This window comes from Kitasatospora sp. NPDC058162 (genome assembly GCF_042884005.1).
Lineage (GTDB): Bacteria > Actinomycetota > Actinomycetes > Streptomycetales > Streptomycetaceae > Kitasatospora.
Window position 1 is genome coordinate 118,403 of record NZ_JBHVUS010000024.1, and the last position, 23,511, is coordinate 141,913.

Genomic DNA, 23,511 nt, shown 5'->3' on the forward strand with positions numbered 1-23,511 from the left:
GACGTGCTCTGGTAGCACCGCTGACGCCTGGCGAGAGATCATCTCCCTCGCGACAGGAAGTACAGTACCAGCTCCGTGATCACGAACCGAATCGGAGGCGAACCCGGCATGACGACCGCTCGACCGGAGACCGTTCCGTACGCGGACGGACGGCTGTTGGACGTCCACCGCCCCACCACCGCCGCCGCCTCCGGGCCCGCCCCCGTCGTCCTGCTCTGGCACGGCTCGGGCCCCGACGAGCGCGACGTACTGCACACCCTCGCCCAGGAGGCCGCCGGGCTGGGCCTGTTGGTCCTCGTCCCGGACTGGCGCCCCGACCTGGCCGACGGCGGCCGCGCCGACCTGCTCGCCTCGCTGGCCTTCGCCCGGCACAACGCCGCCGCGTACGGCGGGGATCCGAGCCGCTTCGTGCTGGCCGGCTGGTCGCTCGGCGGCCGGGAGGCCGTCGCGGTGGCCACCCACCCGGACACCCCGGCCGAGCTGCGCCCCACCGCCGCCGTCGGCATCGCCTCCGCGTACGGCCGCCCGGCGACCACAACTGGCGACAGCCCGCTCGAGCAACTGACGGCGGGCCCGTCCCCGGTGCCCGTCCTGCTGGTGCTGGGCACGGCCGACGAGGTGGTGCCCGCCGAGCTCACCCACCAGCTGAGCGCTGCGCTGACAAAGCACATGTCGACGGCGGAGCTGCTCGAACTCCCCACCGACCACGCGGGCGTGGTGATGACCGTCTACGACTCCGACGTCCGCCGCTGCGTGCCCGCCACCGACCCCGCCACCCTGGCGGCCGGACGGCAGACCGCCGCCGTCCTGGCCCGGGCGGCCGGGCTCCGCTAAGCGGTCCGGGAGGGCCGCTGTCGTAGCCGACCGGCACCATGGCCGCTATGGACACGATGGCCGAGGACGCCCTCATCGACCGGGTCCGGCAGCACGCCGGCCCCGCCCTGCCGCCGCCCGTCACCGCCGGTCAACTCGCCGCCGCCGAGGCCGAGATCGGTTACCCGCTGCCGTCGCTGTTCGCCCGCCTCTACCGCGAGGTGGGCGACGGCGGCTACGGCCCGGACCGCTTCCCGCTGTGGCCGCTGCGCCGGGTCGCCGCAGGCGGGCCGGGCCGGCCGTACGGCGTGCTGGAATTCCTGGACTGGGGCTGCGGGATGACCGGCGCCGTGGACTGCCTGCACCCGGACGCGCCCGTCCTGCTGGTCCTCCCCGATGACGAGACGCACCCGATACGGGCCGACTCCCCCTCGCTCGCCCGGTGGTTGGCCGACTGGCTGGACGGACGTGCCTGGTGGGAGGAGGAGGTGATGGCCGCGAACGAGGGCGAGATGCTCCCGCCCTGGCCCGACGCGGCTGCCCGCTTTTCCGCCCAACCACCTTGCCCTGAGCGCTAGTTGCCCGCGACCAGGTCGCGCAGCCCGGAGCCGCGCTCCAGTGCCTCCAGGTCCCGCTGCAGCGCCGGGCGCGGCACGGTGAGCACCGGGCAGGTCGCGTGCCGGACGCAGTAGGCGGTGACCGACGGCCGGATCAGCCGGGAGAGGTGGCCCCGCTCCCGGCCCGCGCCGAGCACCAGGACGTCGCCGGGCCGGTCCGCGCAGCGCACCAGGGTGTTGGCGGTCTCGCCGCGCACGGCCTGGCAGCGCAGCCGGGCCCCGGTGTGGCGTCCGGCGAAGGCCTCATCGAGTGCCTGTCGAAGCCGGGCGACGGCGGCGTCGCGACCGGCGCCGACCACGGGCGGGCAGACCGAGCGGCGGTAGCCGAGTTCCTCGCCCGGCGGGGTCCAGCACAGCACCGCGAGCACCTCGACGTCCGTCCGCCGGGCCTCGGCCACCGCGCGGTGCAGGGCGGCCAGACTGCCGAGCGAGCCGCTGACGCCGACCACGATCCGGCCGTCGTCCGCACCGTCCGCACCCGTGTCCGTCATGGCCCGCCCCCGTCTCTCCGCCCGCGCCGTCCGCGCCCGTCCGCGCCCGTCCGTTCCACCGCATCGCGCTCAGCGGCGCGTCACCCCAGCAAAAACGGTCCGCCCCGTCCGGCCGAGCCCGTTGACACGGCTCTGACGCGCCGCCCGGTGTTCCGTACGCGTCCCTGATGCCGACGGGAGGGCAGGGGATGGCGCGGGATGACGGGGGATGACGGGGGCGGTCAGGCCTCGGGGGCCTCCGCCTCCCACAGGTCGGCGAACATCCGGTCCAGGTGTTCCTCGCCGATCGGCGGGACGGGCAGCGGGTGGGTGGCCTGGGCGCGGAAGCCGTCCAGCAGCAGGGCGAGGTAGCGGCGCCAGAGGTCGGGGCGCAGTTCGGTGGTGGCGGGCAGGGCGCGGCAGAGCGGACCGAGCAGGAAGAGCAGGTCCATGGTGACCACGTCGCGCCGCATGGTGCCCTGCTCCTGGGCGCGGGCGACCAGGGAGCCGACGGTGACGGCGTGGCCGCGGCTGATCTCGAGCATGCCGGGGATGCTCGGGATGGCCTGGGTGACCAGGTCGTTGATGCCGCGGTCGGCGGCGACGAGCGCGAAGATCCGCCCGAAGTACTCTTCGAGGCCGGTCCAGGCGTCCTCGGCGGCGAGCGCCTCCCGCCCTGCTTCGGCGAGCCCGGCTCCGGCGTCCGCGAAGACCTCGGCGATCAGCGCCTCGCGGGTCGGGAAGTGCCGGTAGAGGGTGGCGTTGCCGACGCCGGCCTCCTTGGCGATCTGGTCCAGCGGGACGTCGAGGCCCTGCCGGGAGAACATTCCGCGGGCGGCGGCGAGCAGCAGGTCGCGGTTGCGCTGGGCGTCGCGCCGGAGCCGTCCCGGGGGGTTCGCGCTGCTCGGTGCCATGGGCAGACCCTAGCAACCGCGCGGCCGCCCGGGCGTTCACCGGCTCGACGGCCCACCCCCGCCCGGCCTTGCTCCGATGCCCGCCCGAAGCCCGCCCGATGCCCGTCCGGCACCCTCCCGGCCCAGGCCCCAGGCCCGTCCGGCCGACAACTACCCTACGGACACACGAGGAAGAGCGGCCCGAGCGGCCGCAGGGCACGGGGGGCGACATGGCCACGGTGACGGAGTTGCGGTACTACCCGATCAAGGGGTGTGCCGGGGTGCGGGTGGAACGGGCGGAGGTGACCAGGGCGGGCCTGGCACACGACCGGACGTTCATGGTGGTGGACGAGCAGGGCGTGTTCCGCTCCCAACGGCGCGATCCGCTGCTGGCGACCGTCCACCCCACGGTCGAGAACGACGGCGACCGGCTGTCGCTCGCCGCGCCCGGGGTGGAGCCGGTGGCCTTCGCCGTGGACACGGTGGGCCCGCGCCGCAAGGTGGAGCTGTTCGGCGTGCCGTACCCGGCGATCGACCAGGGCGAGGAGGCGGCCGCCTGGCTGTCCCGGGTGCTGGGCGTGCCCAGCCGACTGGTCCGGGTGCCACCGGAGCACGACCGGTCGACCGACGGGCTGACCCCGGGGACGTCGGGCTTCGCCGACAGCAGCGCGATGCACCTGCTGTCGCAGGCGTCCCTGGACGACTTCAACGCGCGCACCGGCGACGACGTCGCCCCGCTGCCGGCGGAGCGGTTCCGCCCGAACGTGGTGGTGGACGGCTGGCCGGAGCCGCACACCGAGGACCTGCTGCGCCGCTTCGGCGCCGGCGACGCCGAGTTCGGCTACACCAAGCTGGCGATCCGCTGCTCGGTGACGCTGGTGGACCAGTCGACCGGCGCCAAGGCCGGCCCGGAGCCGCTGCGCACCCTGGCGCGGTACCGCCGGGCGGCGGCCGGCGGGGTGGCGCTCGGCAGCAAGTTCGCCGTGCTGCGCCCGGGCGTGCTGCGGGTGGGGGACGAACTGACGGTGAGCGACTGGGGCGTGTCCGAGCTGTGACACCGCTCCCGGTGAGCCCGCGGCCCCGGCGGGAGGAGCCACCGGGGCCGCGGGCTCATCGGGACGGATCAGCAGGTCTGGTCGATCAGGGAGAACGTGGCGTAGTGGTCGCCGGTGTAGTAGTCCTCCTGGCTCTGCTGGCCGGTGATGATCCGCCGGGCACCGCGCGTCGGCGCGCCCGGGGTGATGACGGTGTACTCGTGGTAGTACCCGTACGACTGGCTGGGCAGGACGCTCTCTCTGTTCTGGAACACCACGCCGTCCTGCGAGTACGGGAACGGCCCGTCCGAGGCGATCAGGTTCAGGGTGTCGGTGGCCTCCGGCGGAAGCGCGGACAGGCACACGGTGCCGCTCACGTCGGCGTGCGCGTCGGTGGCGACGGCGACGGGAGCGAGGGTCATCATGGCGACGGCGGTGATGGCGGCGGCGCGGGTCTTCCACGCGCGTAGAGTGCGGGTCATGTCCATCAGTGTGGCGAGCCACGGACAACTCCGGAAGGCCTGAATCAACTTTTTACCGGCGGGTAACTCGCTTGTCCCATCAGCGACTTCATGCGTACGTCGGCCCCGGAGGCCGTTCCCCCGGGACCGTCCACGAACCGCCCGGACCGTCCATGGGTCGACAGCCATCGAACTAATCGCGTAGGCCACTGTCGCCCCGCTCACACCTTCACAGCCCTCCCACAACACCCCGTCCGCGCCGCATAGAGTGGCGCACCGGGTCGGGCCGGAACGATCTCTGACGGGGTGGACATGGGTACGCACGCGGGCACGGGCACCGGTACGGGAGCGGGCACCTCGCTGACCGCCCACCAGCTGATCGGCCTGCTGGTCGACCCGGGCGGCTTCCACAGCTGGGACGAACCGACACCCGCCCCGCCCGCCGACCCCGACTACCGCGCCTCGCTCGACCGGGCCCGCGACCGCACCGGCCTGGACGAGGCCGTGCTCACCGGCCTCGGCCTGATCGACGGCCGGCCGGCCGCCCTGATCGCCTCCGAGTTCCGCTTCCTCGGCGGCTCCATCGGCGTCGCCACCGCCGAACGGATCACCCGGGCCGTCGAACGCGCCACCGCCGAACGCCTCCCGCTGATCGCCCTGCCGGTCTCCGGCGGCACCAGGATGCAGGAGGGCTCGGCGGCCTTCCTCTGCATGCTCCGCATCACCGCCGCCGTCCAGGCGCACCGCGCGGCCGGCCTCCCCTACCTCACCTATCTGCGCAACCCGACCATGGGCGGGGTCTTCGCCTCCTGGGGCACCCTCGGCCAGCTGGTCTTCGCCGAGCCGGGCGCCCGGCTCGGCTTCCTCGGCCCCCGGGTGTACGAGGAACTGCGCGGGGTGGAGCTGCCCCCGGACGTCCAGCGGGCCGAGACCCTGGCCGGACACGGGCTGGTGGACGCCGTCGTCCCGCCGCAGGAACTGCGCGAGCTGCTCCGCCGCACCCTCGCCGTCCTCGGCAGCACCCCTCCCCCTTATAAGGACACCCCTCTCCCCTATAAGGGCGTCCCCGAGGAGCCCGCCGGAACCACGCCCCCCGACCCCTGGGACTCCGTCCGCCGCACCCGCCGCCCCGACCGCCCCGGCACCCGCGAGCTGCTGCGCCGCACGGCAGAGGAGCTGGTGCTGCTGGACGCCCCCGGCGGCCGCGACGGCGCCCTGGTCCGCGCGCTCGCCGTGCTCGGCGGCCACCCCGCCCTGGTCGTCGGCCAGCAGCGGCCGGGCGCCGGGCCCGAGCGCCCCTTCACCGCCGCCGACCTGCGGGCCGTCCGGCGCAGCGCCCGCCTGGCCGAGCAACTGGGCCTGCCGCTGGTCACCGTGGTGGACACGGCGGGCGCCGAGCTGTCGGCCCGGGCCGAGCTGGAGGGGATCGCGGTCGAGATCGCGCACTGCCTGACCACCCTGCTCGCGCTGCGCACCCCCGTCCTCGCCGTCCTGCTCGGCCAGGGTTCCGGCGGCGGCGCGCTGGCGCTGCTCCCGGCCGACCGGGTGCTGGCCGCCGGGCACGCCTGGCTGGCGCCGCTGCCGCCGGAGGGCGCCTCGGCGATCGTGCACCGGGACGGCGCCCACGCCGCCGAGCTGGCACGGGCGCAGGGCATCGGCGCAGGGCAGCTGGCGGCGGTCGGGCTGGTGGACGAGGTGGTCCCCGAGCTGCCGGACGCCGCCGAGGAGCCGGCCGCCTTCTGCGAGCGGCTGGGCGCGGCGGTCGCGGCGGCGCTCGGCGCGCTGTCCACCTCCGGCGAGGCGGACCGGCTCGCCGCCCGGGCCCTCCGGCACCGGCGACTCGGCGACCTTCGGTGATCCCCGGCGGGCTTTGACGACCTTCGGTGACCTCCAGATCGCCCCGGGCGCGGAAACGACTGCGGAGCGTGACCGATTCCTGTGGCGCCGGGCACAGATCGTCAGTACCCAAAGTGCTGTGACCGGACCGTCGGGTGACTACCCCCGCCCCCAAACGGTGAGTGCGCTCACAGGCGAAACGCGGCTACGACGAGCGGTAGTGGTGCCCTCAGGAGGTTTCCCGCCCCCGGGCCGACCGCCGCCCGACCCTCGTTTGCCCGGCACCCGCCCGACTCGGAGCCCGCCTGAACAGCCCCGCCCGGGCGGCCCTTCGAATCCACGGCCACCGCCGCGGGTACGACGGTGCGTCGTAGCAAGGGGGTCTTGGCGGCGGCCGATCCGGTCTGCCAACAATGGCTCTCGTCGTCAGCCGCACCGGCTCCTGTCCCGCCGGTCGACGGCTTACCGCCGAGTCGCGCCCCACAACCGCAACGGCCCCTGTCCGGCCCGTGGTCCTGGGTGGGGCGCGACTCGGCCCAACCTGATTGAGGTCCTGTTCTACATGCCCACTTTCAAGCTCCGTATGCGCACTTCCGCCGCGATTCTCGCCGGCACCGCTGGTCTGACCGCCCTGGGCGCGGGTGTCCTGCCCGCCACCGCGAACGCCGCCACCGCCTCCCCGCAGGCCATCGCCGCCCAGATCGTCCCGGCGAACCAGCTGGCCTCGTTCAGCCAGATCATCTCCCACGAGTCCGGCTGGAACGTCACGGCGACCAACCCGAGCTCGGGCTCGTACGGCCTCGGCCAGGCGCTGCCGGCCTCCAAGATGGCCTCCGCTGGTGCGGACTGGAAGACCAACCCGGCCACCCAGATCAAGTGGGCGCTGGACTACATGAACACCCGCTACGGCAGCCCGAACGCCGCCTGGAGCTTCTGGCAGAACCACCACTGGTACTAAGCCGACCGACCACCGGCGTACCGAGCTTCCACCCGTCTCCTGACCACTCCCCCCTCACCCCGGGGGTCGGACAGGGACCACCGGGGTGACCCGAGAGGGCCCGGGCCCGCGCGATCCGCGTGGCCCGGGCCCTCTCGTGCGTTCCCCGCCCCCGCGGCCCCGTACACGCCGCTCCGCGCCCTCAGAGCTCCCCGGTGAGCCCCAGCAGCTCCCGCATCCGCGCGTACTTGGCGGCCAACCGCTCGGCGGTCGCCCGGTCCAGCGCGGCCAGCCGGGCCGGGTCGGAGTTGTGCGCCAGGTCCGCGCGCTTGACCAGCAACGCACCCGGCGTGGCCAGGATGCGCGCGGTGTACGCCTCCACCGGCTCCTCGGGCCGCCGGGTGAGCGCGTCCACGATCGCCTTGGTCGCCTCCGGCAGCGCGGCCCCCGCCAGCCACTCCCGGCTCAGCCGGTCGTCCTCGACGGTGTCGTGCAGCCAGCCCGCCGCGATCTGCGCCTCGCTGCCGCCGCGCGCCGCCGTCCCGCCGGCGACCGCCGCGATGTGCTCGGCGTACGGGTGGCCGTTCTTGTCCAGCTGCCCCCGGTGGGCGCGGCGCGCGACGGCCTCGACCTCGGACAGGCTCAGGTACTGGTCCTCCATCCGCTCATCGTAGGTCCGCCCCGCGACGCCGCCGCCGACCCGGCCCCGGACCCGGCCCCCTTGATCAACACCTCGACGGCCACTGGTTTACTCCCTCGGGGGTCTCGGCGGTTACCCGTGGTCCGGGGCCCTCCGGCGGGCGATCCCCGCCGCACCCGGCAGACCCGTCCGAGCGATCCGAGGAACCATGCCCGACCTCCACCCGCTGCTGTCCGCCTTCGCCCCGATCTGGGCCCTCACCGCGGTCGGGTACGTCGTCGCCCGCGCCGGACTGCTCGGACCGCAGGCGGAGCTGGTGCTGACCCGCTTCGTCTTCCACGTCGCGATGCCGGCCGCGCTCTTCCTGATGATCTCCCGCACCCCGCTGGGGAACTTCGCCAACCCGTCGATGCTCGCCTTCGCGGCCGGCACCACCGTCGCCACCGCCCTCGGGCTGCTCGCCGGGCGGCTGCTGTTCCGGCGCAAGCGCGGCGAACTCGCGATCGGCGCGATGGCCGCCGGGTACGTCAACTCCGCCAACCTCGGCATCCCGGTGACCATGCAGGTCGTCGGCGACGCCTCCTTCGTCGGCCCGGTGGTCCTCTTCCAGATCCTGGTGGTCACCCCCGCCGTGCTGACCGTCCTGGACAGCGGCGCGGCCGGCCGCCGGGCCCTGCTCACCCTGCCGCTGCGCAACCCGGTCCTGATCGCCACCGCCCTCGGCGCCGTCGCCTCCGCGACCGGCCTGCGGCTGCCCGCCGAACTCCACCACTCCGCCGACCTGCTCGGCGCCGCCGGCGTGCCCACCGCCCTGGTCGCCCTCGGCATGTCACTGCACAACCGCCCGGCCGCCGAAGGCCGTTCGCTCCGCGCCGAGGTCGGACTGACCGTCGCGGTGAAAACCCTGGTCCAGCCGCTCGTCGCCCTGATCATGGCCGGCCCGGTGCTCCACCTGCCCACCCACCAGCTGCTCACCGTGGTGCTGTTCTCCGCCCTGCCGACCGCCCAGAACGTCTACACCTACGCCCGCGAGTACGGGCAGGGCACCGACCTCGCCCGGGACACGGTGCTCTGGTCGACCCTGGTCTCGATGGGAACCCTCTCCACGATCGCCTGGACCCTGCGCTAAGGATCCTGCCGGGCGGCAGCGACCACCGAGGTCATCGCCTCCAGGAAGCGGCGGGCCGTCGCCAGCTCCGCCGGGTCGAACCGGCCCATCTCCGCGACCAGGTCGCCGATCAGCCCGCCGAAGAAGCCCTCGCCCAGCTCCATCGCCCGCTGCTCCACCACCAGCCGCACCTTCCGCCGGTCCTGCGGATCGCGCTCACGGCGGATCAGGCCGAGCCGCTCCAGCCGGTCGACCAGACCGGTGGTCCCGGCCGAGTTCAGCCGGAGCGCCTCGCCGAGCCGCCCCGGGGTGACCACCTCCCCGGCCCGGGCCGCGTCCAGCAGGTGGATCAGCGCCCGCAGGTCGGTCGGGTGCAGACCGTTACGGGTCGCGAACTCGGCCCCGAACAGGTCGAGTTCGACCGTCAGACCGCGCAGCAGGTGGACCAGCCGCATCGGCTGCTCAAGCTCGGACACCCTGTCGTCCTTCCTCGGGCACTCCCGTGCCATTATTCTCTCGTTCAGCGAGATACTTGTCCAACGAGCGATCTGCCCGTGATCCCGCACGCGATCACACCACACCCCGCGGAGGCCCATGATGTCCGACCGCACCACCACCTCCCCCTTCCTCGCCGCCTACGACGCGCTCCTCGCCCGCTGGCCCGTCCCGGTCGAAGCCCTCACCGTCCGGACCGCCCACGGCACCACCCGCGTCAACGCCTGCGGCCCCGCCGACGGCCGCCCCCTCGTCCTCCTCCACGGCGGCAGCGCCACCTCCACCATGTGGTTCGCCAACGCCGGCGCCTGGGCCGGAGCCGGCCACCGCGTCCTCGCCGTCGACCTCATCGGCGACCCCGGGCGCAGCGTCCACGACGGCACCCCGCTCGGCAACGTCACCGGCCTGCTCGGCTGGCTGGACGCCGTCCTCGACGGACTCGGCATCCGCGAAGCCGACCTCTGCGGCCACTCCTACGGCGCCTGGACCGCCCTCCAGTACGCACTCCACGCCCCCACCCGGGTGGGCCGCCTCGCCCTCCTCGACCCCACCCAGTGCTTCACCGGCTTCCGCCCCGGCTACCTCCTGCGCGCCCTCCCCCTCTTCCTCCCCCGCCGCACCCCGGACCGGGCCCGCTCCTACCTCGACTGGGAATCCGGCCCCGGCCCCGCCCCGGACCCCGACTGGCGCGAGGTCTACGCCCTCGGCTACGCCCACTTCCCCGCCTCCCCCATCATCACCGGCCCCCGCCCCACCCCCGCCCTGCTCCGCACCCTCACCACCCCGGTACTCGCCCTCTACGCCGCCCACTCCCGCGCCCACGACCCCCACCGCACCGCCGAAGCCACCCTCCGAACCCTCCCCCACGCCACCGTCACCACCGTCCCCGACGTCTCCCACCACACCCTCCCGACAGCCGCCGCCGAAACCGTCAACCACCAGGTCCTCACCTTCCTCACCCAGGGCCGCCCCTGACCACAAGAAGTCGACCCAGCCGACTTCCTGCGCACGCCAACCAACCCCCGCTCCCCCACTCACAGCAGGCCCCGCCCCCGCACGAGAAGTCGACCCGGCCGACTTCCTGTACGGCCCCACACCCCCGACCACCCCACGACCAACACCCCTCCCCAGCACCCGGGAACTCCGGCCCGCACAGAAAATCGACCTGGCCGACTTCCTGTGCAGACCGACGCGGTCGGCCTCAGCCAGGACAGCCCCGCCCCCGACCGCGGCGCGCGGACTCCTCGAACACTGCCGCGCCCAGCGCCCCCAAGCCGCCGCCCTCCGGGCGCTCAACAGGCGGCCGTCCGACCGCACCCACGGCCACGGCCGACCCAGCCAACCCCTCGACCACGCTTAGGCCACGAGGTGCAGCGGCGGGGCGTTCGGGTGTCGTGGCGGCAGCCGCGGCCGGGGTGGCCGTAGCGTTGCCGGGTGACCGGGACGGCGTTGAAGAACGCATCGCAAGTGAGTGCGGCTCATGTCATGGCACCGGCCGTGGTGTTCGCGATTCCGGTGCTCAAGTTGGCGTGGACGCTGGGCGGTGGGGACGCGGCGCGGGACGCCCTGTCGGCGATGGGCCCGACCAACTGGGTCGACGTCGTGATCGGGATGTTCCTGGCCGAGCCGGTCCTGGCGACCGTACTGGTGGCGGTCATCTCCCATGTCACCTATGCGATTTCGGCCGCCCGGGGCGGTGCCGCCCGGCACCGGGGGCGGGCGTTGGTGGAGACTGCGGCGCGGGCGGCGATCGTGCCGGGGGCGCTCGGGGTCGTGGTGGGGGCCTTCAACGGGGCGTGGTGGGGCCTGGCGGCCGGGGCGCTCGGCTACCTCCTTCGACTCGGCGTGATCACCGAGTACCGTACGGGCGCGCGCTCCGCCGACACCGGGCACCGCACCGGCCGGCCCGCCGTGACCTTCGGGACCCGGGCCGCCGAGGCCGTACGGATCGCCTCCCTCCTGCTCGCCCTGCTCGTGCTGCCGCTCCTCTCCGTCACCGCCGCACTGGACGGCCGGGCCTGGACGAGCGTGTTGCGGTGCGACGTGAACACCGGCTCCGGACCCGAGCGCGCCCGCCTGGTCGAGTTGGCACGGCAGGCCCCGGGAGTGGTCGGCTGGGACGTCCCCGCCCACGAGGTGGTCAGCGGTACGAACTGTGCGACCGATCCGGACGACGTGATCCGGGCCCCTTGGTGGCGCACCTGACGGCCTTCGGCAGAATGTCGGGATGGACCCTGCCCCGGTGGGGCGTGCCAGGAGCCACAGCACAGGCGAGGTCTTCCGCAGGGCCCTGGTGAGGAGTTCCTCGACGCCATCTGGACTCGGTCCGCTCGGCCGCCGCGCGGCTGTGCCGCGCAGAGGTGCCGCTCCGGTAGCGCACGGAGCATCACCGCACTCGGCGGCCGGAAACCGACGCACCATCCAAGTCTCTTGCCCCAGCGGACACTTGGCGCTGGCACACTGTCGCCCGCGCAGCCGCCCCTCTCCCACGCCTCTCCCCTGGAGCAGCCATGGCCGTGTTCCTCCGACGCCTCGCCCCCGCGGCGGTGCTCGCGCTCGCCGCCCTGACCGTCGCCCCGACCGGCGCGTCCGCCGCAGACGTGCCGCCCTCGCCGGGCGCGCATCTGGGGCTAACCTGGACGGTCCTGGAGCAGCGCGGCACCTCGGTGCACGTCGGCACCGACAGCGCCAGCAACCCGTACCTCGGCGACACCGACCCCGGCACCGAACTGCCGGTGCTCTGCATCCGGGTGGACGGCCGCCCGGCCCCGGACGGCATCCCGGCCACCGGCTTCCACAGCTGGGCGGGCGGCGAGGTCGCCGCGACCGACCCGACCGCGGGCTCGGACCTGACCAGCCGCGACGTCGCCGACGGGCTGTGCGCGGACACCTTCGGCGGGGACTGGCGGATGGCCGAGTTCCACGACGGCGAGGGCTGGTCGCTCTGGGCGACCGGCACCCTGCCCGCCGGCACCCGGTTCTGGACCGCGATCGACGACCAGCCGGCCGACCCCTGGAGCTGACCCGGCCGGACCGGCCCCGGGGCGGTCGTTCCCGCGCCACCGCCCCGGGTACCCGCCCCGGGCGCCCGCGCCGGATCTCAGTAGATCAGGTAGCCCGGGCGGTGCCCCTCGTCCTCGATCTCCCCGGTGGCCTGGGCCCGCAGCTTGCGGGACAGTTCCTCCAGGGCCCGGGAGGCCGCGACCTCCTCGCCGATCCTGGCGAGCGGACGGTCCTCCGCGCTCTTCTCGGCCTCACCGTGCGCGCTCAGGCCCGGCGCCCGCGCGCCCGTCAACCTGGCGTCGCACACCGTGTGCACGCCGTCTTCGTCGAAGCTGAGCTCCACGTCCCACTGGTTGTGCATGGCCACACCTCCTGGCGCAGGCCCCCGTCGCGCCGGTCCGGGCCGCCCGGACGGTGAGCCCTCGGCGGCCGCTCACACCAGCGTGCGCCCGCCCCGCCCGTACCGGCAAGCCCGGAGGTCGCCCCCGCTCCCAGCCCCTACCGCCGCGTCCGATCGGCCCGGCCGCCGCCCCGGCGGTACGCTGACGGAAGCGCGCCGCGATCGCCGTCCCTCCCCGGAACCGCCGGCGCGGCGCGGGGCAGCGACAACCTGGTGGTCCCTCCGTGGCGGTCTTCCTCCTCGCTCTGAGCGCGGCCTGCTGTCTGGGACTCGGCTTCGTCCTCCAGCAGCACGCGGCGCAGCGGGCCCCCCGTGCCGACCTGCTGCACTGGCACCTGCTGCTGGACCTGATGCGGATGCCGGAGTGGCTGCTCGGCACCGGGTTCATGGTCAGCGGTCTGCTCCTCTCCGCGCTCGCGCTCAACCAGGGCGAGGTGTCCCTGGTCGAGCCGCTGCTGGCGACCAACCTGATCTTCGCCATGGCGCTCTCCCGGGTGCTGACCCGTCAGACCCTCGGCCGCTCCGGCTGGGCCGGGGTGCTGCTGCTCGGCCTGGGGGTGACGGCGTTCATCGTGGCCGGGCGGCCCACCGGCGGCGGCGCGCCCGCCGGGGAGCTGCGCCACTGGCTGGTGGTCGGCACGGTGGTCGGGCTGACCCTGCTGCTGGTCACGCTCGCCCGACGGCTGCCCCTGTTCGAGGAGGCCACCCTGCTCGCCCTCGCCGCCGGACTGCTCTACGGCTTGCAGGACGCGCTCACCCGCACCACCACCCAGCGCCTCGACCACGACGGGCTCACGGCGGTGCTGCGCACCTGGCAGCCGTACGCGGTGGTGGTGGCGGGCGTGGTCGGGCTGCTGCTGGTGCAGAGCGCCTTCGAGGCCGCCCCGCTGCGGATGTCCCTGCCGGCCCTGACCGCGGCCCAGCCGCTGTCCGGGATCGCCTGCGCGGTCGGCTTCCTCGGCGACCGGCTGCGGGTCACCCCGGGCGCGCTGGCCTGGCAGGCGGCCGGGCTGGTGGCGATCGTGATCGGGGTGATCGTGATCGGCCGGCACCCGGCGATGCCCGGCAGCGTCCGCGACACCCTGGAGAGCATCGGGTCACCCCCGGAGGACCCATCCACCGACGACGCCGACCCGAACCGCAAGGACGAGTAGGCCCCCCGATGTGCTGGAGCGCCCCGGCGGACGCCGTGGTCGGCACGGTGGTCGCGGGCACCGGCGTGGCCTGCCTGGTACGCGCCCACCGGTCCGGGCACCCGAACCGTCTCCTGCTCGCCGCACTCCCCCTGGTGCTGGGCACCCACCAACTCGTGGAGGCCCTGGTCTGGCTCGGCACGGACGACGAACTGCCCTCGACCCTCGCCGCGACGGCCCGCACCACCTGGGCGGTGATCGCCCTGCCACTCCTGCCCGTCCTGGTCCCCACCGGGGTGTGGTGCGCGGCCCGCGAACCCCGACACCCGCCCACCCCCGCCCGCCGCCTGGCCCTCCTCGCCATACTCGCCGTACTCGGCTCAACCGTGGCGATCCCACTCGCCACCGCCGTCGCCGCCCACCCGGTGACGGCCACCCCGCACGGCCACACCCTCGACTACGCCATCGGCATCCCCCACCCCGCCCTCCTGCTCACCGGCTACCTCATCACCACCGTCGGCTCCCTCCTCCTCAGCCCCGACCGCCTGCTCCGCCACCTCGGCCTCCTCACCGCAGCAGGCGCCCTCGTCTGCGCCCTGCTCTGGCAGCTCGCCTTCGTCTCCACCTGGTGCGCCCTCGCCGCCCTGGCCAGCCTCCTACTCCTCCACTGGACCGGACACCCACCCACGAACACCAACCACCTCCCTCCCCCTCCCCGACCAAGGCGAGAGGGACGCGCTGCGGGAGGGGGCGGTGGAGGGGGTGGGTGCGGAGAGGGGCGTGACGGGTGATTTTCAGACCGCCAACGGTCTTAGCCATGTGCCCACAGGGTCGGCGGTCCGAAAATCATCCAGCCCCCGGAGCGCCCACCCCCGGAACCGCCCCCGGCCTCACCCACCCTCCCGAGAGCCCACCCCCACACCCAAGCCCCGCGCAGCGGAACCCCCGGCGCGGCGCCACCCCGCGGCACCCCCCACCGACGGGATGATGGCGAGGTTTGCGAGTCCGCAGTGAGGAGTGGGTGCGGTGGCCGGTGTGAGCCCGGGCCGGGAGGTCCCCGTGGTGCTGTCGGTGCTGGGGCGCCCGCCGACGGGGCGGCCGCCCGGAGTGTTGGCGGCCTGTGACGGGTCGGACGGTTCGCTGTGGGCGCTGGACCGGGCGATGACGGAGGCCGAGCTGTTCGGGCTGCCGCTCTACGTGCTGGCCGTGGTGAACCCGGCCCCGGCCGGCTACCCGCCGGGGATGGCGGAGCTGGTGCAGGAGAGCGTGGAGACGCTGGTCGAGAGCATGGCGGACGGGCTGCGCCGGGCGGTGGCGACGGTGCTGCGACAACGGCCCCGGCCGTACGGGGGCGAGCTGTCGCTGCACGTGGTGCTGGGCAATGTGATCGAGGTGCTGCTGGAGGCGTCGACCCGGCAGCACACGCTGGTGGTCGGGACCAGGGGCAACGGGGGGTTCGCCCGGTTGCTGCTGGGTTCGGTGAGCTCGGCCGCGGTGCACCACGCGGCCTGCCCGGTCCTGGTGGTCCCGGCCCCCGCGGACAACTGACCACCTCACCACCTCACCACCTCACCACCTGACCACCTCGCCACCTGACCAGCGGACCGGGAACGAGGTGTCGGGAATGTACCGAGATGGTTCATCGTTCACCTATCCCGTACACCCGCCACGCGACACCCCCTGGAGCCCCCGAACATGAAGGTCGAGATATGGTCCGACATCGCCTGCCCCTGGTGCTACATCGGTAAGCGCCGCTTCGAGGAGGCCCTGGCGGACTTCCCCGGCAAGGAGGCGGTCGAGGTCGTCTACCGCCCGTACCAGCTGGTCCCGGACGCACCGGCGACGGCGAGCCCGCACCGCGCCTGGCTCGCCGAGCGCTACGGCCCGCAGTCCGTCGCGATGGACGCGCGGGTGGCCGAGCTGGGCCTGGCCGAGGGCATCACGTACGACTTCGACGCCGCCCTGCACGCCAACACCTTCCTGGGCCACCGCCTGCTGCACCTCGCCGAGGCCGAGTACGGCGCCGAGGCGCAGGGCCGGCTCAAGGAGGCGCTGCTGAAGGCGCACTTCACCGACGGCGTGGACGTCGGCGACCGCGCCGCGCTGGCCGACGTCGCGGTGGCGGCGGGACTGGACCGCGAGCGGGTGACGGCCTACCTGGCGGGCGACGAGGGCACGGCCGAGGTCCGGGCCCAGCTGACCGAGGCCCGTGAGCTGGGCATCACCGCCGTGCCGACCTTCGTGTTCGAGGGCAAGTGGGCGGTCCAGGGCGGGCAGGAGGCCGAGACCTTCCGCAAGGTGCTGGAGCAGGTCGCCGCCGAGATCGGCGAGCGCCGTCCGGCGCCGGTGCCGGTCGCCCCGGCCGGTGAGGCCTGCGCGGACGGTTCCTGCGCCATCTGACGACCCCCCGACGCAAAACGGCCCGGGGCCCGTTCCAGGCACCACCCGGAACGGGCCCCGCACATCCCTGACCGGACGGTCACGTGCACCGGAACCGGGCCTGCGCCCAGTCCGCGACGTTCAGCGCCGACCAGATCCCGCTGGCCGGAGTGACCACCAGCCGGATCGACGTCTGCCCGGCCAGCGGCACGTGCACCGGCACCGCGTCGTCCCCGGCCGCGAGGGCCCGGGAGCGCCACAGGGTGCTGCCGTCGCCCGCCTGGACGGTGAAGACCACCCCGCCGGGGCTGAGCGTGGCGTCGTCCACTCCGGCGACCGCGTCGAAGGACGTGCAACTGCGGTTGAGGTCGATCAGCGTGGTGGCCGGCGCGTGCACGGTGATGGCGTGCCGTTGGTACTCGCCGCCGATCCAGCCGCCGTCGCGCTGCCAGAACCGGTCGCTGCCCTTCTGCCGGATGCTCGGCCCCTCGGGCGGGACCCGGTTGTGCCCGGGCTTGACCACGGGCAGCGAGTCGCCCCAGAAGTCGCTGGGCGCGGGCGGCTTGGGTGGGGTGACGGTCGGCTCCGGCACCGGCGGGAGGGTCGGCGTCGGGACGACGGGCACCTCGGGGGTCGGCACCGGCGGGACGGTCGGGGTGGGGACGACGGGCGGTTCGGGGGTGGCCGCGGGCGGCTCGGTCTGCGGTGCCCGGGTGGCCTCCGGGGCCCGGCTCGGCTTGGCGCTGGGCTTCGGGGCGGGGCTGGGGACGGCACTCGGGCTGGCCGCGGGCGGTGCCGGTGCCGGCGGTGCCGGGGCGGGCGGTGCCGGGGCGGCACTGCTGGGCGCCGGTGCGGGCGGCGCCGGGACGGGGGCCACCGGCGCGGCGGCCACCGGCGCGGCGGTGGCCGGGGGAGCGGCGACCGGGGGCTTCGGCTCGGGCGATCCGGCCAACGCGTACGCGGCCACGGCGGCCGCCGCAACCGCAGCGGCGGCGGCGATCCCGGCCTTGGCGGCAGTGCCGAGGCCCTCGCCGGCCACGGCACCCGCACCGCCCCCGCCACCGCCGGAGGCCCCCGCAGAAGCCCCCGCCGCCCCCGCAGACGCACCAGCGGCCCCCGCAGCCCCCGACGACCCCGCCGCAGCCGCCGCCGTCCCCGCCGCGGCCGCGCCGCCGACGGCGGCGGCACCGCCCACGGCCGCAGCGGCGGCGCTGAACCCGCCGACCCCGACCCAGACCAGCACGCCGCCGGGCAGCAGCGCGCGCAGGCCGGTGTTGATCTCGGTGAGCTCCAGGCAGGCCGCCGTGCAGCGGTCGCACTCCTTGAGGTGCCGTCCGACCTCGGCCGAGGCCCGCTTGCGCAGCGAGCCGCGGGCGTACGCGCCGAGCCGGTTGGCGTAGGCCTCGCAGCTGCCGAACTGGCTGCCGGAGACGTGCGCCTGGAGGAAGGCGGCGGCCAGCCGGTCGCGGGCCCGGTGGGCCTGGACGGCGGTGGCGTTGGCGGTCTTGCCGAGCATCACGGCGACGGTCTTGGGCGACTCCTGTTCGACCTCGGTGTGCCAGAGCACCACCCGGTCGTCCTCGGGCAGTTCGGCGTAGGCCTGCATGACCATGCGCTGGTCGGCCATCGCCATGGCCCAGGCGTCGGCGCCGGGGTCGGCCAGGTCGTAGTCGACCACGGCGGCCGAGGTCTGGGCGAACAGGCCGAAGTCGTCGACGAGTTGTTCGCGCCGCTCGCTGCGGGTCCAGGCGGCGGCGACGTTGCGCACGGCGGTCAGCAGGTAGGCGCGGACGGCGAACTCCGGCCCCTTGCCCGCCTTGAGCGCCTGGAGGGTGCGGGCGAAGACCTCGCCGGCGAGGTCCTCGGCGGTGAAGCTGTCCCGGCAGCAGGTGCGGGCGTAGCGGCGCACCGAGTCGGCGTGCCGGAGGTAGATCTCCTCGTACGCGGTGTCGTCGCCGGCCCGGACCCGGGCGGTCAACTCGGCGTCGGAGGGCGGGCGCTCGCCGTCGACCGGGTCGGCGGGGGCGGGGACGGTGGGCCGGGCGGGGCGGCCGTCGCCGACGAACGCCTCGCCGACGAACGCCTCGGGGGCGACGCCGCCGCGGCCCGCCGGGGCCTGGCCGGGCACCCGGCCCTGCGGCAGTGCGGCGGAGGAGGCGGACAGCGTCTCGCGGCTGGGCATCCCGGCCTGGTCGGGGACGTGTCCGGTGCCCGAACCGGCTGCGGAGCCCGGTACTTGGGCGGGGCCGGTACCGCCGGGGCCGGTGCCGCCGGGGCCCGCGGCGGACCCGTCGGCCGCACTACCGGAGAAGCCCCCGAAGTCGAGGCCGTACCCGTAGTCGTTCTGTTCCTCGGCGCTCACAACGGACCCCAGATTCCACGACAGCCCCCGTAGTGTGGCAGGGCGCGCGGGAGTGCGTAGGCGCACGGTTCCCCGACGTACGGCGCCGACGGCGCGCGAAGGGCGCGCATCGGGACATTGGCTCCAACCACGGGCAAAGGATGGCATAGCGCAGGGACGGGCGGTAGCCGGACCGGCCGGTACCCACTCTTCCGAGGGGCCGTCGCACCGTGTTCGCCCAGCGTGCGGCGCGGGGTCGCACGACGCCCGCACCCGGCGCGCGTGCCCTGCCGCGCGCCGGTGTCCCGCCCAACTCCCTTGCCCGTCGGGCGCGTCGACCGTGCCTGTATCGACGCGTCCGGAACCGCCGCCGTCCTCCGGGGCGGGCCGGGCCCGGGTCAGCGCGCCCGCAGACCGTCCAGGAGGAGCTGCAGCAGCCGGTCCGAGGGCCCAGGCGCCGGTTGACCGTCCGTCTGCGGACCGGTCGCCGTGAAGCCGGCCGCCGACGGCGCCGCGACCGAGGGCCGTGCCGCGTGCACCGGCACCGACGCGGTCAGCACCAGCACCACGTCCGACACCGTGACGCCCGGCCGCAGCTCGCCCGCCGCGCCGGCCCGCGCCACCAGGGCGGCCAACAGCTGCAGCAGCAGCCGTGGATCGGCGTCCGCCGCCGAGGGCTCGACCGGTGCCCCGGCCCGCGCCTCCTCGTCGCGCAGGTCGAAGCGGACGGCCGCCGGCGCCTCCGACGCCCGCTGCTCGGGCACCCGGCCCAGCTCCTCCGCGTACCGGAACGCCTCCGGCGGCAGCAGCCGCCCGGCCCCGGTGCCGACCGCCCGCGCCAGGTACCCGGCCAGCGCCTCCCAGGCGCCGTCGCCGCCGTACAGCGACTCCCGCGCCTGCGCGGTCAGCCAGGCCACCTCCTCGGCGGCGATCCGCTGGACCAGCACCTCCTTGCTCGGGAAGCGCCGGTAGACCGTGCCGACCCCGACCCCGGCCCGGCGTGCGACCTCCTCCATGGGAGCGCCGTAACCGAATTCGCCGAACACCTCCCGGGCCGCGCGCAGCACGCTCTCCAGGTTCCGCCGGGCGTCGACCCGGAGCCGGGCCCCTGGGACCGGCGCCGTGGTCTGCGGTGGCTCCGCCCGGTACGGGACGGCCGCGTACGCCATCCCGCCCTGCGGCAGGTCCACCGGTCCGCGCTGCTCCGGGACCATGCCCGGTCCGGCGTGCGGTGCGCCCGCCCGCCCCAATACCTGCTTCTGTTCCATCATCCCAACTCTCCCCCGCAGGCGTCCGAAACCGGACCCTGTCGTCGCCCGCCCCTGCACCCCCCGGTGCAGCCCAGCCCGTCAGAAATGACCAGATGACCCATAGCTCGTGCCGCCCGTCGCGTTCCGGTGACCACGGTCGTGCCGCCGGGCCGCCTCGGCGTCCGGCTCGGCGCGTCGGCACCGTCCGGGGCCTCGTCCGGGAACTACCCTTCCCCGGATGACTCTCCCCCAGTCGGGTTCTCGCGCCAACGCTGGAACTGGCCGTAGTGGCCGCTCCACGGTGCGTCGCCGCCGGTTGTCATGGCGGTGGCCGCTCCGGCACACAATCCGACCATAGTTCACGGCTCTTCGCGGCCGAAAGTGCGTCAGAAAGTCGCCAGGCAAGCACAACTGGCCTCGTCCGTCACTTCCGTAGCAACCAGCCCCGTACGGACTGTGGACAAGACCACCTCCGCCGGTCCTTCATAGGGGGGCGTGAGTGGGGGGACACCCCCGGCCGCGAGGCCGGGACGAGACGTCACACCGGCAGGAGGTGCACCATCAGGATCCTGATCGTCGGCGGCGGCTGCGCCGGGACGGCCACCGCGCTCCACCTCCAGCGGGGCCTGCGCGAGCGGTTGCGGCGCGGCGAGGTGGAGATCACCGTCGTCGAGCCCCGGGGCCACTCCACCTACCACCCGCTGCTGGCCGAGGTCGCGGCCGGCTCGATCGACCCGCGGCACGTGGTCGTCCCGCTGCGCCGGGTCCTGCCGGACTGCCGGGTGATCACCGCCCGGGTCACCCGGATCGAACACGCCGCCCGGCGTGCCCTGGCCGACGCCGCGGGCCCCGGCGAGTCCCCGGCACCGCTCGAACTCCCTTACGACGTCCTGGTGGTGGTCCCCGGATCGGTCGCCCGCACCGCCCCGGTGCCGGGCCTGGCCGAGCACGGGCTCGGCTTCTCCACCGTCGGCGAGGCGGTGCACCTGCGCAACCACGTGCTGGAGCAGCTCGACCTCGCCTCGGCCACCCGCGACCCGGCCCTGCGGCAGTCCGCGCTCACCTTCGTCTTCGTCGGCGCCGGCTACGCGGGCGTCGGCGCGCTCGCCGAGCTGGAGGACATGGCCCGCACCGCCGTGCGGAACTACCACAACGTCCGCGCCGAGGACCTGCGCTGGGTGCTGGTCGAGGCCGGCGGCCGGATCCTCGCCGAGGAGTCGCCGGACCTCGCCGAGCACACCCTCGGCCAACTGCGCGAACGCGGCGTCGACATCCGGCTGCGCACCACCCTGGAGTCCGCCGCGGGCGGGGTCGCCGCGCTCTCCGACGGCAGCCGCTTCGGTGCCCGCACCCTGGTCTGGACAGCGGGCGTCCGGCCCTCGCCGCTGCTGCGCGACACCGACCTGCCGCTGGACACCGCGGGCCGGGTCCGCTGCCTGGCCACCCTCCAGGCCGTCGGCCCGGACGGACGGGCCCTGCCCGGGGTGTGGGCGGCCGGTGACTGCGCCGCGGTGCCCGATCCGAACGCGGACGGCGCCCCGTGCGCGCCCAACGCCCAGCACGCCTTCGCCCAGGCCGAGCTGCTCGCCCGCAACATCGCGGTGGCACTGGCCGGCGGACCGCACGCGCCGGGGCTCGTCGCCTACCGGCCCGGTCCGGCCGTCTGCTCCACCTCGCTGGGCCCGCACCGGGCCGTCGCCCACACCCGGCGCGGCGGCCGGCTCACCGGACGGCGGGCGTGGTGGCTGCACCGGGCCCGGCACCTGCGGCGGCTGCCGAGCGCGGAGCGGCGGGTGCGGGTGCTGATGGACTGGGTGCTCGGCGGGGTGTTCTCCCGCGAGGCGGTCTCGCTGGGGGCGATGGAGCACCCGCGTTCGGCCTTCGAGGACGGTTTCGATTCCGGAGCCGGACGGCCGTCCGGCTCCGGGCCGGAAGCCCCCCGATGAACGGCCCGCCGGTCCGGGCTCCGCGGCCGATCCGACGGCCACGCCGGGCGCGCGACTTCCGGAACCGGGCCTCCGCCTGACAGGATCAGCCCGAACTGGTCATTACCCCATGTGTTGCTGTGCACACAAAAAGTGATGATATGCCTGGAAAACGAGGAAGCGGCCGTCGTTTGAACCTCATGCGCTGGAGCGCCCGGCTCACCGGAGTCCCCTGGCGTGCCGCCCCACTCAACGGGGCCGGCACCGACGAGGGCACGCCCTCCACCGACGGTGTCGTCGTGCCCAGCCCCAGGGACCCCACCAGCCCCTCCGCCACCGCCGAACTCCTCGACCCCCACAGACCCCAGAACCTGCGCGAGGTGCTCAACCGCATCCCCGCCCCGGTCGCGGTCACCTACGGCCCGCTCCACCAGCTCGGCTACGCCAACCGCGCCTACCGCGAACTCTTCGGTGAACGCCCCACCGGCCTGCCGGCGGGCGAGGCCCTCCCCGAACTCGGCACCATGGGCGTCCTGCCCCTGATGGACCAGGTCATCCGCGGCGGCCGGCCCCGCAGCGTCAAGGCCCGCTGCATCCTCGGCCTCACCGGCAACCGCTACTACAACGTCTCCTGCGTCCCGCTCGGCCCGGGCGACACCGGCGACACCCCCGCCGAGGGCCCGCCCACCGGCGTCCTGATCTTCGCCGCCGAAGTCACCGACCAGGTGCTCGCCGCCGCCCGCCTGCGCGAAGCCGAACGCCGCCAGCGCGAGGCCGCCGTCACCCTCCAGCGCAGCCTGCTCCCGCAGAAGCTCGACCAGCCCGCCGACCTGCGGGTCGCCGCCACCTACCAGCCGGGCGGCGCCGAGGCCGCGGTCGGCGGCGACTGGTACGACGTCATCGCCATCGACGGCGGCCGCACGGCACTCGTCATCGGCGACGTCATGGGGCGCGGCCTGCGGGCCGCCGCCGTGATGGGCCAGCTGCGCACCGCCGTACGCGCCTACGCCCGCCTCGACCTGCCCCCGCACGAGGTGATGCGCCTGCTCGACGGCCTCGCCATGGAGATCGACGCCAACCAGATCGCCACCTGCACCTACGCCGTCTGGGACCCGCAGCACCGCACCCTCTCCTACGCCTCGGCCGGTCACCTCCCGATGCTGCTGCGCTGCCCCGACGGCACCATCCTGCGCAGCGAGGAACAGAACGGCCCCCCGCTCGGCACCGGCGACGGCCTGCACGTCTCCCACACCCTCCGCCTGCTCCCCGGCACCACCGGCGTCCTCTATACGGACGGACTGGTCGAGCGCCGCGACGAGGACATCGACCAGGGGCTCGACCTGTTGGCCCGCACCCTCACCGGGGCGATCGGCGCCCCCGAGGTGATTTGCGCCCGGCTGCTCCGGGCGATGGGCGTGACCTCGGAGCACGACGACGACGTCGCCGTCCTGGCCTTCCAGCTGCCGGCCGACGAGGGCGCCGACCAGGGCACGGACGGGGGCACGGACGGGGGCACCGAGAATTCGCTTGCCGTGCTTGACTCAACCACTCCAGAGGTCTAGTGTTCTTCGAGCTGCCTGTCATGGAGCACCGGACACGCGTCTGCGCGGACGGTCCCGCGGTAGCCAATCCCTTGAAACACCACTTCCGGTCCGTACCGGTCGTTTCGCTTTTTCGCGTCTCGGCTCGGTGCTTATTCGGCGTGCGCTTTTTATCGGATTGCGGCTGGATTCGCTTTTCGGAGCGGGGATCGGCTAGAGTTTGAAACGTCGGACG

The 23,511-nt window shown here is 74.8% G+C and carries 22 protein-coding genes and 1 pseudogene; 15 read left to right on the plus strand and 8 right to left on the minus strand.

The window, feature by feature from the left end:
* Positions 1-108: 108 nt before the first annotated feature.
* Entirely contained in the window at positions 109-834 is a 726-nt protein-coding gene (locus ACFVXG_RS32180; protein ID WP_387932542.1) for an alpha/beta hydrolase family protein, read from the plus strand.
* Positions 835-881: 47 nt separating this feature from the next.
* On the plus strand, positions 882-1,391 hold the full coding sequence (locus ACFVXG_RS32185) for an SMI1/KNR4 family protein (protein ID WP_387932543.1): 510 nt from the start codon (positions 882-884) through the stop codon (positions 1,389-1,391).
* On the opposite strand, the gene ACFVXG_RS32190 is transcribed toward ACFVXG_RS32185, so the two are convergent.
* Positions 1,388-1,921: a universal stress protein gene (locus tag ACFVXG_RS32190; protein WP_387932545.1), complete on the minus strand. Its 534-nt coding sequence runs from the start codon at positions 1,919-1,921 to the stop codon at positions 1,388-1,390. The two genes, ACFVXG_RS32185 and ACFVXG_RS32190, sit on opposite strands and share 4 nt — an antisense overlap.
* Positions 1,922-2,142: 221 nt before the next feature.
* Positions 2,143-2,814 (minus strand): TetR/AcrR family transcriptional regulator, encoded by a 672-nt coding sequence (locus tag ACFVXG_RS32195; RefSeq protein WP_387932547.1) that lies wholly within the window; start codon positions 2,812-2,814, stop codon positions 2,143-2,145.
* A 209-nt stretch (positions 2,815-3,023) separates the two neighbouring features.
* Here ACFVXG_RS32195 and ACFVXG_RS32200 point away from each other — a divergent pair, with 209 nt between their 5' ends.
* Positions 3,024-3,848 carry an MOSC domain-containing protein gene (locus ACFVXG_RS32200; RefSeq protein WP_387932549.1) on the plus strand — a complete coding sequence of 275 codons (825 nt, stop codon included), beginning with the start codon at positions 3,024-3,026 and terminating at the stop codon, positions 3,846-3,848.
* A gap of 68 nt (positions 3,849-3,916) precedes the next feature.
* Here the strand turns inward: ACFVXG_RS32200 and ACFVXG_RS32205 are convergent, their stop codons facing one another.
* A complete protein-coding gene (locus tag ACFVXG_RS32205; RefSeq protein WP_387932551.1) occupies positions 3,917-4,309 on the minus strand; it encodes a ribonuclease in 393 nt (130 codons plus the stop codon).
* A gap of 291 nt (positions 4,310-4,600) precedes the next feature.
* On the opposite strand from ACFVXG_RS32205, the gene ACFVXG_RS32210 reads away from it, so the two are divergent.
* Positions 4,601-6,145, plus strand: coding sequence for a carboxyl transferase domain-containing protein (locus ACFVXG_RS32210; protein WP_387932553.1), 1,545 nt, complete (start codon positions 4,601-4,603; stop codon positions 6,143-6,145).
* Between the two features lie 562 nt (positions 6,146-6,707).
* A complete protein-coding gene (locus tag ACFVXG_RS32215) occupies positions 6,708-7,082 on the plus strand; it encodes a transglycosylase SLT domain-containing protein (RefSeq protein ID WP_387932555.1) in 375 nt (124 codons plus the stop codon).
* Positions 7,083-7,263: 181 nt separating this feature from the next.
* Here ACFVXG_RS32215 and ACFVXG_RS32220 read toward each other — a convergent pair whose 3' ends face one another.
* Positions 7,264-7,722 (minus strand): HD domain-containing protein, encoded by a 459-nt coding sequence (locus ACFVXG_RS32220; RefSeq protein ID WP_350505687.1) that lies wholly within the window; start codon positions 7,720-7,722, stop codon positions 7,264-7,266.
* A gap of 187 nt (positions 7,723-7,909) precedes the next feature.
* Here ACFVXG_RS32220 and ACFVXG_RS32225 point away from each other — a divergent pair, with 187 nt between their 5' ends.
* Positions 7,910-8,830 carry an AEC family transporter gene (locus ACFVXG_RS32225; RefSeq protein ID WP_387932558.1) on the plus strand — a complete coding sequence of 307 codons (921 nt, stop codon included), beginning with the start codon at positions 7,910-7,912 and terminating at the stop codon, positions 8,828-8,830.
* Here ACFVXG_RS32225 and ACFVXG_RS32230 read toward each other — a convergent pair.
* Positions 8,827-9,264 (minus strand): MarR family winged helix-turn-helix transcriptional regulator, encoded by a 438-nt coding sequence (locus ACFVXG_RS32230; RefSeq protein ID WP_387932585.1) that lies wholly within the window; start codon positions 9,262-9,264, stop codon positions 8,827-8,829. The two genes, ACFVXG_RS32225 and ACFVXG_RS32230, sit on opposite strands and share 4 nt — an antisense overlap.
* 142 nt (positions 9,265-9,406) lie before the next feature.
* On the opposite strand from ACFVXG_RS32230, the gene ACFVXG_RS32235 reads away from it, so the two are divergent.
* From ACFVXG_RS32235 to ACFVXG_RS32245, 3 genes are all read left to right on the plus strand, one after another.
* On the plus strand, positions 9,407-10,279 hold the full coding sequence (locus ACFVXG_RS32235) for an alpha/beta fold hydrolase (RefSeq protein WP_387932559.1): 873 nt from the start codon (positions 9,407-9,409) through the stop codon (positions 10,277-10,279).
* A gap of 510 nt (positions 10,280-10,789) precedes the next feature.
* The gene (locus tag ACFVXG_RS32240) at positions 10,790-11,509 is read left to right on the plus strand and encodes a hypothetical protein (RefSeq protein ID WP_387932561.1); all 720 of its coding nucleotides are present in this window, start codon (positions 10,790-10,792) and stop codon (positions 11,507-11,509) included.
* 305 nt (positions 11,510-11,814) lie between these two features.
* Positions 11,815-12,327, plus strand: coding sequence for a hypothetical protein (locus ACFVXG_RS32245; RefSeq protein ID WP_387932563.1), 513 nt, complete (start codon positions 11,815-11,817; stop codon positions 12,325-12,327).
* Positions 12,328-12,404: 77 nt separating this feature from the next.
* Here the strand turns inward: ACFVXG_RS32245 and ACFVXG_RS32250 are convergent, their stop codons facing one another.
* Positions 12,405-12,668 carry a dsRBD fold-containing protein gene (locus ACFVXG_RS32250; protein ID WP_188302898.1) on the minus strand — a complete coding sequence of 88 codons (264 nt, stop codon included), beginning with the start codon at positions 12,666-12,668 and terminating at the stop codon, positions 12,405-12,407.
* 263 nt (positions 12,669-12,931) lie between these two features.
* On the opposite strand from ACFVXG_RS32250, the gene ACFVXG_RS32255 reads away from it, so the two are divergent.
* The 4 genes from ACFVXG_RS32255 to ACFVXG_RS32270 all read left to right on the plus strand — a co-directional run bounded on the left by ACFVXG_RS32255 (position 12,932) and on the right by ACFVXG_RS32270 (position 16,240).
* Positions 12,932-13,861, plus strand: a complete 930-nt coding sequence (locus ACFVXG_RS32255; RefSeq protein WP_387932565.1) for a DMT family transporter — start codon at positions 12,932-12,934, stop codon at positions 13,859-13,861.
* A gap of 8 nt (positions 13,862-13,869) precedes the next feature.
* Positions 13,870-14,631, plus strand: coding sequence for a DUF6629 family protein (locus ACFVXG_RS32260; protein ID WP_387932567.1), 762 nt, complete (start codon positions 13,870-13,872; stop codon positions 14,629-14,631).
* A gap of 235 nt (positions 14,632-14,866) precedes the next feature.
* On the plus strand, positions 14,867-15,388 hold the full coding sequence (locus tag ACFVXG_RS32265) for a universal stress protein (RefSeq protein ID WP_387932569.1): 522 nt from the start codon (positions 14,867-14,869) through the stop codon (positions 15,386-15,388).
* A gap of 147 nt (positions 15,389-15,535) precedes the next feature.
* On the plus strand, positions 15,536-16,240 hold the full coding sequence (locus ACFVXG_RS32270) for a DsbA family oxidoreductase (RefSeq protein WP_387932571.1): 705 nt from the start codon (positions 15,536-15,538) through the stop codon (positions 16,238-16,240).
* A 79-nt stretch (positions 16,241-16,319) separates the two neighbouring features.
* Here the strand turns inward: ACFVXG_RS32270 and ACFVXG_RS32275 are convergent, their stop codons facing one another.
* Both ACFVXG_RS32275 and ACFVXG_RS32280 read right to left on the minus strand, forming a co-directional pair.
* Positions 16,320-18,581 (minus strand): sigma-70 family RNA polymerase sigma factor, encoded by a 2,262-nt coding sequence (locus tag ACFVXG_RS32275; RefSeq protein WP_387932573.1) that lies wholly within the window; start codon positions 18,579-18,581, stop codon positions 16,320-16,322.
* A 377-nt stretch (positions 18,582-18,958) separates the two neighbouring features.
* The gene (locus ACFVXG_RS32280) at positions 18,959-19,831 is read right to left on the minus strand and encodes a TetR/AcrR family transcriptional regulator (protein WP_387932575.1); all 873 of its coding nucleotides are present in this window, start codon (positions 19,829-19,831) and stop codon (positions 18,959-18,961) included.
* Positions 19,832-20,382: 551 nt separating this feature from the next.
* On the opposite strand from ACFVXG_RS32280, the gene ACFVXG_RS32285 reads away from it, so the two are divergent.
* Both ACFVXG_RS32285 and ACFVXG_RS32290 read left to right on the plus strand, forming a co-directional pair.
* Positions 20,383-21,756, plus strand: a complete 1,374-nt coding sequence (locus ACFVXG_RS32285) for an NAD(P)/FAD-dependent oxidoreductase (RefSeq protein ID WP_387932587.1) — start codon at positions 20,383-20,385, stop codon at positions 21,754-21,756.
* 170 nt (positions 21,757-21,926) lie between these two features.
* Positions 21,927-23,219: pseudogene (locus tag ACFVXG_RS32290) on the plus strand (SpoIIE family protein phosphatase); the annotation flags it as partial.
* Between the last annotated feature and the right edge of the window lie 292 nt (positions 23,220-23,511).

Excerpts from the sequence above, each read along its gene's own strand:
- ACFVXG_RS32260 (WP_387932567.1), top strand. The coding sequence starts at position 13,870 with ATGTGCTGGAGCGCCCCGGCGGACGCCGTGGTCGGCACGGTGGTCGCG.
- ACFVXG_RS32245 (WP_387932563.1), top strand. The coding sequence starts at position 11,815 with ATGGCCGTGTTCCTCCGACGCCTCGCCCCCGCGGCGGTGCTCGCGCTC.
- ACFVXG_RS32200 (WP_387932549.1), top strand. The coding sequence starts at position 3,024 with ATGGCCACGGTGACGGAGTTGCGGTACTACCCGATCAAGGGGTGTGCC.
- ACFVXG_RS32190 (WP_387932545.1), bottom strand. The coding sequence starts at position 1,921 with ATGACGGACACGGGTGCGGACGGTGCGGACGACGGCCGGATCGTGGTC.
- ACFVXG_RS32225 (WP_387932558.1), top strand. The coding sequence starts at position 7,910 with ATGCCCGACCTCCACCCGCTGCTGTCCGCCTTCGCCCCGATCTGGGCC.
- ACFVXG_RS32230 (WP_387932585.1), bottom strand. The coding sequence starts at position 9,264 with ATGCGGCTGGTCCACCTGCTGCGCGGTCTGACGGTCGAACTCGACCTG.
- ACFVXG_RS32185 (WP_387932543.1), top strand. The coding sequence starts at position 882 with ATGGACACGATGGCCGAGGACGCCCTCATCGACCGGGTCCGGCAGCAC.
- ACFVXG_RS32240 (WP_387932561.1), top strand. The coding sequence starts at position 10,790 with ATGGCACCGGCCGTGGTGTTCGCGATTCCGGTGCTCAAGTTGGCGTGG.
- ACFVXG_RS32205 (WP_387932551.1), bottom strand. The coding sequence starts at position 4,309 with ATGACCCGCACTCTACGCGCGTGGAAGACCCGCGCCGCCGCCATCACC.
- ACFVXG_RS32220 (WP_350505687.1), bottom strand. The coding sequence starts at position 7,722 with ATGGAGGACCAGTACCTGAGCCTGTCCGAGGTCGAGGCCGTCGCGCGC.
- ACFVXG_RS32210 (WP_387932553.1), top strand. The coding sequence starts at position 4,601 with ATGGGTACGCACGCGGGCACGGGCACCGGTACGGGAGCGGGCACCTCG.
- ACFVXG_RS32195 (WP_387932547.1), bottom strand. The coding sequence starts at position 2,814 with ATGGCACCGAGCAGCGCGAACCCCCCGGGACGGCTCCGGCGCGACGCC.
- ACFVXG_RS32280 (WP_387932575.1), bottom strand. The coding sequence starts at position 19,831 with ATGATGGAACAGAAGCAGGTATTGGGGCGGGCGGGCGCACCGCACGCC.
- ACFVXG_RS32270 (WP_387932571.1), top strand. The coding sequence starts at position 15,536 with ATGAAGGTCGAGATATGGTCCGACATCGCCTGCCCCTGGTGCTACATC.
- ACFVXG_RS32180 (WP_387932542.1), top strand. The coding sequence starts at position 109 with ATGACGACCGCTCGACCGGAGACCGTTCCGTACGCGGACGGACGGCTG.
- ACFVXG_RS32250 (WP_188302898.1), bottom strand. The coding sequence starts at position 12,668 with ATGCACAACCAGTGGGACGTGGAGCTCAGCTTCGACGAAGACGGCGTG.
- ACFVXG_RS32235 (WP_387932559.1), top strand. The coding sequence starts at position 9,407 with ATGTCCGACCGCACCACCACCTCCCCCTTCCTCGCCGCCTACGACGCG.
- ACFVXG_RS32215 (WP_387932555.1), top strand. The coding sequence starts at position 6,708 with ATGCGCACTTCCGCCGCGATTCTCGCCGGCACCGCTGGTCTGACCGCC.